Raw genomic sequence first — 12,305 nt, 5'->3', positions numbered from 1 at the left:
TTTCTTTAATTACCATTGTTTGGGGTTGAATCGGGGTCATTTAACGAACTATTTGTTATTTCAGCTTGATTAATAAATTCACCGCAATTATCTACTGTCACGGTGTAAGTCAAACTAATTGAATCTCCTATGGGTAATGCGAATCCACCTAAATCCCAAACAAACTCACGTAAAGCACTAAAAGTAGCTGAACCTTGGGTTGTTGTATAATTTGGATGGTTATATGTAAAATCCGTTGGAATAATATCCTTAACCACAATGTTTGTTGGTACCGAAGTACCATTATTGGTAACGGTTAAGGTAAATATAATATTGTCCCCTTGATTTGGGTTTGAATTGTTTGTAACCTTTGTAAGGTTTAAATCTGAATTACAGACCATCCCTGTTTCGGCAGTATCACAAATACAATTGTTGTTGGATGTATTAACTACAAGCAAGACATTACAACCTCTTGCCATGGCCACTGAAAAATCAATTGTATCATTAATTGTATTACCAGCAGCAATAGCGGTTGCTACCGTTTTAGATCCTAATAGAACGTCAGAAGGATCATATGAGCCATTGTTATTTACATCATTGTAAGCAGAAACGACAGTACCTGAAGCTAAATCAATCAATGAAGTGTTTTCCAAACTAAAACCGGCGGTAATGTCTAAATTAACACCATTCACTGTAGAATTTACTGTAGTTGATGAAATTGACAACGTGCTTTTTTCAACTGTAATTGGCTCATCTTCTTGCGATGTAATACTATTAATTGCGGGACAAGTTGCCCCTCCAGTTGCTGAACAATCAATAGATTGTTGAACTCTAGTTGATACATTTAAATCATAATCGGTACAAGAAACATCACCTGGAGAAACCACCTCAACTTCAAAAGAAAAAGAAATTGAAGAGCCTGAAGCAATTCCATTTGGCATAGTCCAAGTTAATTCACGTTTGCCTGTAACAGCATTCACCGTTACTGCAGGTGCCCCTGCAGGGCCGTTGGTTCCTGTTACAAATGAACCCGAAACATAATTAAAAGCATCATCTATAGTAGCTACAATAGATTCTATGCTACCATCGGTTGTTACGCCTTGATTTATTATTTCAACATCAATTACTTCTGTTTGACTACATGCTTGTAAGGTATTATCATCAGAAGTTACCGTCATTGCATATTGAATGTTCGAAGGTACTTGTGTTACATTTACTGGATTTGTTTTTATTTCACTCTGTCCTTGAGAAGGGTCAATAGGATCGCCACAAGAAGACTCTCCATTCATTTGAGTTCCTATTTTACTCCCTGAAACGTAATCACAATCAAAACTAGTGTCAAAAGTCAATTCAAACTCGTTTGATGCAACTGCAGATACTCCTGGTAGTCCATTCGTTCCGCTAATTGGTGATGTTATTCCTGAAATATCAACTGTATACGTATTTGTTGCAACATTATGACTTACTTGTGCAGGGTCTACTGTATATGCAGTTCCATTATAATTTAATATTCCAGTAGTATTATCTAAAGTCATCCCTATTGGGAATCTAATATCAGCTGATAATGCATAAGCATAACCATTTGCGGCATTATTTACTGAAACCTCGTAAGGCACTATGCTACAAAAATCATAAGTAGCCGGTGGAATACCCAATGTTGTACCTACATTTATTGAGGGTTCTTGTGTTGTTAACGTTAATGGAATTGTTTCTGTATTACAAATATAATTACCTGATCCCCCAGTTACTGGATATCCTGTATCTGGATCTGTAGGATAACTCGCACAATTTTGACCAACAGTTACATTAAACGTATCCGTATCACACACTGTAAAGTTATCAGATCTTATTTCTAAATTGAGACCTACAGCGGAAACAAAACCTATTTGAGCCCAATATTTTCCAGTACCATAACCTGTCAAAGGAATTTGCGTTGCACCAATCCATAATGTAGGAACTATATTATTATTTGGCACATCGATGGCCAACCAAGTGTTATTTAATATACCTCCACCTGAACTTGTATTGTTTATTTGAACATCCCAAATTGCAGCATTTGTTTCTGTTGAAACTGTTGGTGTGGCCGAACTTAAGGTATAACTTAATGGAATATATTGAGTTGGTCGAGGTATATCTCTTCTGGCAGGATTTACTATTCTACCCGGATTGGTCACATTTCTAAAATATTCCATTTCAGAAGTTGGTAATATCGATATTCCAAACCTTTCTCCAGAATATGACCAATTGCTTACATTACAATTTGGCACCACCTGAAACTTAACTTCTTTGATTCCCCAACTCACAGTAGCTTTTCCTCTTGTCCAGTTACCCGGATTGACCCATGAATATTTATTAAAACCTGGTTCGAAGTTATACGTAATAATCGGGTCAGCAATGGGTTGATTTGTTTGATTAGGATAGGTATTTTGAAGGGAACTACCAGGAACATAATCTACTCCTATTGGCACCAAAATATCTACTTGTTTTAAATGAGCAATATTTCTAAACTCATTTGGAAAAAGATCGCCAATTTTCGAAAATCTAGCAACAGAAAAACGTGCTCCAGTATCAATAACATCACAACCGTCAAAAGTGGTACTCTGTTGTCTTAAATCTGTTCTTAAGGTGTCATAGTATTCTAACATTCCTAATTCTTCTGTCAAATAATTACAGGTATGGACTGTTGGATTTAACAACGAAGTGGCCGGTGAAGAGGCTAATATGCCTGTTAAGGATTCAAAAGCGGTATCAGTAAATGATGCATCTTCAGATACTTTTAAATCAACGTCAATGATATATCGAGCTCCAATACTTGGATTGGTTAATGTAAAATCACCTCCACGTAGATCAACTTTATGGTTTGTTTTACCAGCATTGTTGGCAGTATAACTATACTGACTTAAATTGGTTGAAACGGTTGACGCACCACCACCCGCAGGTTGATACTCCACCCTTAATGCCTTAATACCACCATCACCTTGCGTACCAAACCAATCTTTTGTATCATATTCTAATAATGCATCTAATGTAACTAAGTTATTTTCACTTACATCAACTTCTAAATGCCAACGCACCATATCACCTTCTAACACATGATCTGTTCTTATTCCGGTAGTTGCAGCTGTAACTGAGGTAGTCTCCGTATTATCTGTAAAACCAAAAGTAGTTCTGTCTAAAGAAAAATTAGATACACAAACTGAAGGCCCAGGAGACCCACAACTTACTGTAAATGTTGGTCCTGTACCACATAAATCAATTGGTTCATAAGTAGCATCACCTTTTAAATGATACTCATAATCGATACTACCTACAAAACTCCCAGCACAAGCAGGATCAACTTGTAAGGGTATTATTGGATCATAGGCCAGATTATTTCGATAATTAGCAGGTGCCGAATTTGATGTATAAATGGCTAATCCTGTACCCGCATTAAAACTTACTAAATTAAATGGTTGCCCTCCCCATGTTCCATTACCATTGGGAATAACTCCCGCAGGTATTGTATAATGCACTTCCCAATATAATCCTGCAATATTTAAAGTAGAGATACTTGCATTACTTCGTTGCTCTATTTGAAAGTCAAAAGTACTTCCTGCAACTAAATTTGAGCTTCCAGTTGATGAGTTCTCAATTAGCGATGAATGTTGCATATTGTAAAAACTCCATGGTCTCCAACTTTCACTATTGCTCATAGGAACATCCAACGTAGTTGTTTCACCACATTGATCTTGATATTCATGAGCCCATCTTACGATAGCGTAACCTCTATACATTGGATCACAAGCTGTATCGTTAGCAGTGTCAACCAAATAATTATAAGTCAACTCATTGGTTAAAGTGAAAGAATTACCTACAGGTAAATCATCAAAAAACCCGTCACCATCTAAATCTTCCAACCCAACACCAGCCCCATCTGGATCTGTTGCAAACTGAAAACTGGTTTCACTCCCTTGTGCCCCACTATTTGCAACTGTATTGCCATTAACACTAAAGTTTGACCATGAATAACTCGTAAAATCTGAAGGCGTATAAACCGCTCCTCCATTTGAGAACCCTAAGTCAAATGATAAATTATAAATATCTCCAGCACCTGTACCGTCATTTCTCAATAAGAATTCTGCAGTATCTGAATTACTTGGACTTGGCCATGCTCTTTTTACAACCTCTGTATACAACTCAGGTGCACCAGATGCTAAAGCTATTCCTGAAGTAGATGTATTTCCTGTTAAACAAGGACTGCTCGCAGCGATACATGCACCATAACCCGCTCGATAGGAAATTGTTTCTCCACCGCCTGCTGGGCATCCTAATAATTTGGCCGCAATTGTAATATCAATACTCTCATTTTTTTCAAACTTGTTATCATTATCTCCAACGGTTGCTATGTCCGCAGAAGTTAATGCAATAATATTAGTTACCATTCCCCCCGAAGGACTTCCCGAAATAAAAGTTCCTGTACCTGTATAGGTAACCTCTACATTGGTACTGTGTGTTATATACGCATAAATATTACTACTGTAAGCATTAGTACTTACAGGGTCATTACCAATAGTAAAGGTGAAATTTTGTGTATCGTTAACGTTAAGTGAGGCCGAAGATGGAACAATATTAGAATTTACTTCAAGAACAGAATACTGAACTGTTGGGTAATCAACCGTTTTATTTATTGTTGGGTTACTAACCAAAGTATGTGTAAGTTCAGGATCTAAAACAATAGTACAGCCTGTCAGAACTGAATATTCAATATCTATAAAATTTGAAGGGCTTGCTAGAGCAGATACTATATTAAATATTGGTTTTTTTAAATCAGTATCATCAACACTAACTCCAGATGCTGGAGATACTAATGAAATATACTCAGACTCGGAGGGTAGCTGAACTTCAATCTTTTCATCTGCAACAGTGGGTCCATAAACTCTAAACTTAAAGGTCTCTTGATCTCCACAAGCAATAACTTCTGTTGGTAAATCAGTTCCAGGGGTAACTTGAATACTTTGTGCAAAACTTTTGCCAAATGCCAACAACAACATTGTCACAAATATTATTCTAAACTTCTTCATTTTGAATACACTTTCGGTTTGGGGTACGGTAGTAACACCCATTAACGCATAGTTTTGACTATAAGTATGAAACAACTGAAAAATATTTATTACTACTTCTTTCAATATATTTTTTTATTTATTATTATTTGGTGTTGAATCTGGGTCTAAAACATCACTATTAATAATTTCTGCCTGATTCTTAAATTCACCACAAACATCAACCGTTAGCGTATAAGTTAACGTTATTGAACTGCCTGGATTTAACACATAAGCTCCTGCACTCCAATTTATTACCCTCGTACCTGAATTATATGTTACCGTTCCTTGAGTTACTGTATAATTAGCAGGAATATGAGTGTATGTAAAATCTACGGGAATTATATCTTGCACTTCAATAGCTGTTGCTGATAATGGACCGTCATTTGTAATAGTAATTGAGAAAGTGATGTCATCTCCTTGATCAGGATTGCTGTTATTGACCGTTTTAGTTAATTCTAAATCTGCTTGATTTAAAGTAGGAGTATCAGTTGTATTTGAATCCTCAGTTTGTGTTGTGGTAACACCTCCATTTACAGTTGGGTATGTTATGGTAGCCGTATTTGAAATAAATGCTGGCAATAAAATATTATTGTCTACAATCACTCTAAAGACCACAGTAGCTGTTCCTCCGTTGCCAAGAACTACTCCACTTGGTTGTGACGCGGAATTAATTGTATTTACAGTCTCAAAGGGCATATCTCCACCAATATCTGCAAGGGCATTTCCGTTTAAGGTTGTTGAGTTTGCCACATAAGTTGTTGCTGTGGGAATTGCATCAACTAATGTAGCATTGTTGGTTGTAAAATTCCCTGAGTTGGTTACTACGATAGTGTATTCTAAAACATCTCCAGCCCTTACTAAGGTGGCAGGATTCTGACTTCGTGTAATATTTTCAACCGATTTAACCGCTGCTAAATCAGGATTAAACATTGGTGAAGCACAAGAACCTAAATCATATACACTCGGACTCACGGTACCTAAATTTGTTCCAGCTAATGAAGGAGAAGAAAAATCAATAGAATATACGACCGTACCATTGCTTGCCGTTGTAATTAAGTTTCCAGTCGTATCAAAGGCTACTCCAACTGCTCCATTCGGGCCTAAATTTCCTAAATTTTTAGCTGTTAAGGTAGAGGTGTCGATTACGTATAAATATGAAGCTCCTGATCCTCCAACTGAAGAATATAAAAGTAAACGTCCGTTACCGTCAAAGGCCATATCTCCATATTGTAGCGATGGACCAATAGTATCACCGCCATCAAATACTAGCACACCTAAATCGGCAGCAGGTCCAGGAACTCCGACATTTACACGACGTAAATGACTAGAGCTATCAACATAATATACATTTCCAGCAGGATCGGCAGCAGTTCCAACGATTAATCCGGGTAAGGTTGCCCCTGTATTAGTTTGTGTGGCCCCGTTAAAACTATATAATGGTGCTGAACCGAACGTAGCATTATCATAATAAACATTCCCATTAGCACTCACCGCTAAAGCTCCTGCGTTTTGCGGGGTAGTAAATACAGAGGTCATTGTGGTACCAGATAGCGTATAAAGCTGATTTCTACCAGATGAAAATGCTGTAGCATAAACATCTGTACAATCACTATTAAATGCATCTCTAAAATCAACATCACCCCCAATGGCCGCATCACCATCTTCATCTGGTAAGATTACAGGTGCAGTTAGCGGGTTATCAATTGTTCCTCCTGGATCAGAATAATCAGCTGTTGCATCTGTTGCATCGTCTAAACCATCTCCATCTGCATCATTATTCGCTAGCGTAATTCCAGCTTCAGTTGTATCATTTGCACCTTCATTATCTGAATTTAAGTCTAAATAATCAGGATTATCTGAACCATCTGTGTTTGTTGGAATAAGACCCCCCGGTAAATAGGCAGAATTTAGTCCGTTATTTGTTGAATATGTAGCTGGACTATCTGGATTAGGAGGTATATATCCTAAAGTTGTTTGTGCCTCAACATTATCAGGTATGCCATCGTTATCTGAATCTAGATCTAATAATCCATATAGTCCATCATTATCTGTATCTGAGCATCCATAAATTTGAAAATTCGTAGTTGGTGCACTAGATGTAGTTACATCATTAAAATCTAATGTAACCTGCAATGATGGTTTGGTAGTTCTGATATCATACGTTGCAAATGGCCCAGACCCTCCACTACCCGTAGTAGCATCGCCAGTAATCTTTATGATATTGCCAGTTATGGTAATAGTTGCGTTAGAAGAAGATAAGACGACCCAAGTTGTGCCTACTGGCCCATTTGTAACTGTATAAACGACTTCATTCGTTTGATCAATATTCGAATTTGTAGTTCCAGAATAACGCATATAAAGAGCTGGAGTTTTATTCTCTGCAAATATTGGTCCCAAGCCATTAGACAAATTAACAGGTGGGCATTCTACATTATCTAAAATCCCATCATTGTCCATATCTATATCATATGGATCAAATACTCCATCTTGATCTGTATCAGTTAAATCATTTGTAGCGTCTCTAAAATCTACATTACCACCTGTGGTAACATCCCCATCTAAATCAGGTAAAATTACAGGTGCGGTAAGCGGATTATCAATTGTTCCTCCTGGGTCAGAATAATCAGCTGTTGCATCTATAGTATCGTCTAAACCATCTCCATCTGTATCAGTGTTAGCCAATGTAATTCCGGCTTCAACTGTATCATTAGCCCCTTCATTATCAGAATCTAAATCTAGATAATCAGTATTATCTGCTCCGTCTGTATTAATAGGTGTCAATCCTGAAGTATAATTTGTAAATACACCATTAGCATCTACAGTTCCACTAGGAGCTGCGTAACCTAGTGTAGTTTGAGCCTCAACATTATCAGGAATTCCATCTCCATCACTATCTAAATCTAAAAAGTTTGATATACCGTCAGAATCGTCTGCACTTTCAGCTAAAATGTAATTTGTTTTTTCTCTGTTAGGATCATTTTGAACTGAATCAGGAATTCCATCGGTACCCACAGATCCGTTTACAACACCATTAGTATGTGGCTGATTATGTCCTGCTTCAACAGCATCAAAAATACCATCATTATCACTATCTAAATCAAAAGCGTCAATAATACCATCGTTGTCGGTATCTTGGCAACCATTGGCTTCAATAACACTTACATTATCAATATCTGCACCAGCAGATGTAGAACCAACAGGAGGTGTAGCTCCAAACTGAATAGTTGTTTGGTTAGTAGTTGCTGTAAAAGTTTGCGTGTAATAAAACCAATTTCTAGGTCCGATTATTCCTGCAATAGGGCCTTGTGCTGTTGCAGTAATAGTCTCATCAATTAAGGGGTTATTAGCTGAATCTAAAACATCTATATCTAAAGTAACAATAGCACCATTACCATGACCTACATCTTCACCCCAATGGAATGAAAAAGTATAAGCCTTACCGGGTATTGTATTGATAACTTGTGATAAAACACCATTAACACCACCTGTTACATTATTATTACCTACAATATCTACATATTGGGTGCCTTGATAGGAATTCGCAAAGCTATTGGAAGACCACGACGGACTCTGTCCACCTACCCAGCCATCCATATTTTGCGTATAGTTCCATCCGTATAAAGTATTCGCATTATACGTTGCTCCAATAAATGTACCCGATGCATCCGTAAATCCATTAGGAAACGTGGTGGCATTAGAAAAATCTTGAGCTTCAAAACCTCCATTGATAACTAAGTTACCACAGCCCTCATCGGTATCTAGTATACCGTCATTATCGTCGTCAAAATCTTCAGCATCCACAAAACCATCATTATCATTATCTGGACGGTTATCTTGTGTATCTCTAAAATCTACATCTCCGCCTGAATTTGCATCACCATCTGAATCCAATAAAGTAAGTGGACCTGTTAGCGGATTATCAATTGTTCCTCCAGGGTCTGAATATCCACCAGTATTTGAATCTGTGCCATCATCTAGTCCGTCATTGTCAACGTCGGTACCACTAAAGGCTATTCCTGCCTCTGCTGTATCATTTAAACTATCATTATCAGAATTGGTATCTAAATAATCTGGTGTATCTGTACCGTCTGTATTGGATGGAGTAATACCTTCTCCAGAACCTGGCGTTGTTTCATAAGCATCATCTAATCCGTTACCATCACTATCAGTTCCACTTGGTGCCACATATCCTATAGTGGTTTGGGCTTCTACATTATCGGGAATACCATCATTGTCTGAATCTAAATCCAATGAGTTTGAAAGTCCATCGCCGTCAGAATCTGGACAACTAATAACAGGTGTAAATGCAAACCCCTCTCTATTATAATTTGTATTTCCATTAATACTTGAGTCTGCATAGAACGAAACTGTAGTAGGAAAAGTACTAACACTAGACATATCGACTTCAACACTCCACTCTGTATCTTGCAAAGAATAACGAACTCCATTATTAATTTCAATTATGTCACCTGAATTTAAAACATCTCCAGTTACTCTACCCGTGACTTCATCTAAAGGGTCATTTAATACAGCTGAACCACCACCACTCCATGTAAGGGTAATTTCCTTATATGCGTTCTGAGTTCCTGCGGTAACACCCTCCGCTCCATTTCCTAATATAACCGATTTTAATGTTCCTGTAGAAGGAGTGTCTAAAATAAGATCTACTGTTGTAATCGCATCTGTTGTTCCTTGATCCCAACGTATTTGTACACCTGAAGTTGATGAAAGTACAACTGAAGCATACTCGGGGTTTATAGTAAAACCTAATACACTATTACCATTTGACTCATAAAAACCTGTAATATTAGTTGTATTATTGCCCGAATCAACTGAGCCTACAACTGGAGGGCATTCATCTGTATCTAAAATTCCATCGTTATCATCGTCTAGATCACAGACATCATTAATCCCATCTCCGTCTGTGTCTAATCCAGAGGAATCTGCACAAGGTTCGTAAATGGTAACTGTAGCTGTATCACTTTTACCAGAACCTGGACAAATAGCATCTGTTGCATCTGAAATGGTATAGGTAAAAGTAGTGCCCGTAAAGGCTGTTGCTGCACTATATGTATAGGTTACAAGACCAGTGGCGGCATCATCAATTACTACGGAACCCAACGCTGGTTGTGTTACGTTTTCAATGAAAAAGCTGTCTCCATCTGGTTCAGAATCATTATCAAACAAACTGATTTGAACAGAAACTGTATTTCCATAAGGTACGGTTTCAGTATCATCGTTTGCTATTGGAGCATTTGGATTTTGTAAAGTTTCTGCGTCAGTGGTGGTTATTGAGTAATGATTTGTACCTACAATTGTACTCGGTTGTGCCACAGCAGTTGCTATCAATCTTGTTATTGCACCTGCGGCATTATTGTAAAGATTTGGATAATGTACTTCAATTAAATAAGGTTGGCCTTCACCAAGTGGTAACCCAAAATGAACTAATGGAGATTGTTGGGTTCCATGTCCAAAAACACCATTAACTTGGCGTAATCCACTAATAATATTTCCATCACAATCTTTTATTAAAACATTGGTACCAATGGCTGTTCTACCTGAAAACCCACCCGTTGTTCCATCTGGATTTCTATCTTCAGTTACGTCAACAATTAGGTGATTGTTTCTATTTGAAGCTGCGAGGTTATTTATATATAATTGATTGGCACCACCATTGATATTTATATAAATATCTAAATCACCATCATCATCAACATCAACCATTGTAGTGCCCTCACCATCCGCACTGGAATTAAAAGTTGCTGCATCGAGATTAAAGGTCATGGCACTACCACTACCAATTGTTCCGGGTGCAGGGGTAGGACTATTTAATTGATTGATATATAAATAACTTCTAGAATTACCAACCAATATGATATCAATATCTCCATCATTGTCTATATCTCCACCTGCTAAGGCATCTATACGAGCTGATGAAGATGATGCATTGGTATTTGCTGGCTGTGGCAATCCTGGAAAAACTGCTGCACCTAAGGGTGTAAATACACCTCCATCATTTCTGAAAATTTGAGTTGTCCCGTTTTCCGTCCAAACCGCATCTAAATCACCATCATTATCTAAATCCCATAAGCCATTTCCTCCTTTGTTTGCATTTTCAGCTTGAGCCAAATCAGCACCATTATTAAAAATTCCACCTTGATTTAAAAAGAAGTCATTTTCGTCGCGTTTTCGCATAAAAATATCTACCCAGCCATCATCGTTAACATCCGCAGCCGTACCATAATCACCATCCGTTGCATATTGATTAAGACCAAATTCTGTCACGCCAGCTCCATTACCTGTTGTGATATGTGTAAACAACGATGCTGGAGCAGGGTTTACTGTGATATGAGTAGTATGATTGATATAATTATTTCTTAACAATTCAATTCCAAAACTATGATTATCAAAAAAGATATCTAAATCACCATCTCCGTCAAAATCAAAAACTCCAACACCTTCCGAATTTATTGGGTTAACTTGAATAGTAGCATTTCCTGTTCTACCAACTGTAATAGGATCTGTACCTCCGATACCATCTCCAAAAGTTCCCGATGGGTTTTGGATAAAAATTTGTAAGGCTTTTAAATTCCCAGTGCTGGCATCAGAATTCATAATAAAATCAGGTCGCCCATCATTATTCAAATCGCCCCATACAGCCTGTCTTTCTGCTTTTTGACTTAACATCCCCGGGGCAAGTGTAGTTTGAACATTTGTAAAATTAGGCGTGCCTATTCCAATGCGATTGTTACGCATTAAATAATTTCGCTGCGAGGTGCTATTTACTAAAACCAGCACATCAAGATCTCCGTCATTGTCATAATCTGCCCAAGCATGACCTCCATCCTTAGCTCCATTAATATTTAAGCCATAGCTAACGCTACTTTCGGTAAAAGTCGTTTGTGCTACTAACGAAAATGATAATAATAGCACAACGGCTATTACAAGTGCATTTAAATCTTTTTTTAGCTTGGTCAAAACTGATTTATTTATTATTAAAGTAATTTTTATTTACATAAACAACGAACCTTAAATAATTAAAACAATACTCATAGAAAAACCCTACTTCGCATATTAGCTATAGCAAGGTTAAAAGTTCTTTTAACATTTAAATCATTACTGCTCAAATAAATAAAATTTCTAAAAAAAAGATTACTCCAATAAACCCTTTCAATTCTCCACTTATTACTAAAGCAAATATATATAGCCAACCTCAGAATGTTAATAAAATGTTAATAACCTTAA

General features: G+C 37.2%; 2 protein-coding genes. Both read right to left on the bottom strand.

From position 1 onward, the window contains the following. Window positions 1-5 precede the first annotated feature (5 nt). Complete coding sequence (locus FF125_RS01320) at window positions 6-5,144, bottom strand: DUF11 domain-containing protein (RefSeq protein WP_138948094.1); 5,139 nt, start codon at window positions 5,142-5,144, stop codon at window positions 6-8. A gap of 9 nt (window positions 5,145-5,153) precedes the next feature. Then, window positions 5,154-12,038, bottom strand: a complete 6,885-nt coding sequence (locus FF125_RS01315) for a beta strand repeat-containing protein (RefSeq protein WP_138948093.1) — start codon at window positions 12,036-12,038, stop codon at window positions 5,154-5,156. Window positions 12,039-12,305: the final 267 nt, after the last annotated feature.

It is taken from the genome of Aureibaculum algae, assembly GCF_006065315.1.
GTDB classification, from domain to species: domain Bacteria; phylum Bacteroidota; class Bacteroidia; order Flavobacteriales; family Flavobacteriaceae; genus Aureibaculum; species Aureibaculum algae.
Note: the sequence above shows the minus strand (reverse complement) of the source record. Positions and strands in the feature narration are given on the sequence as shown.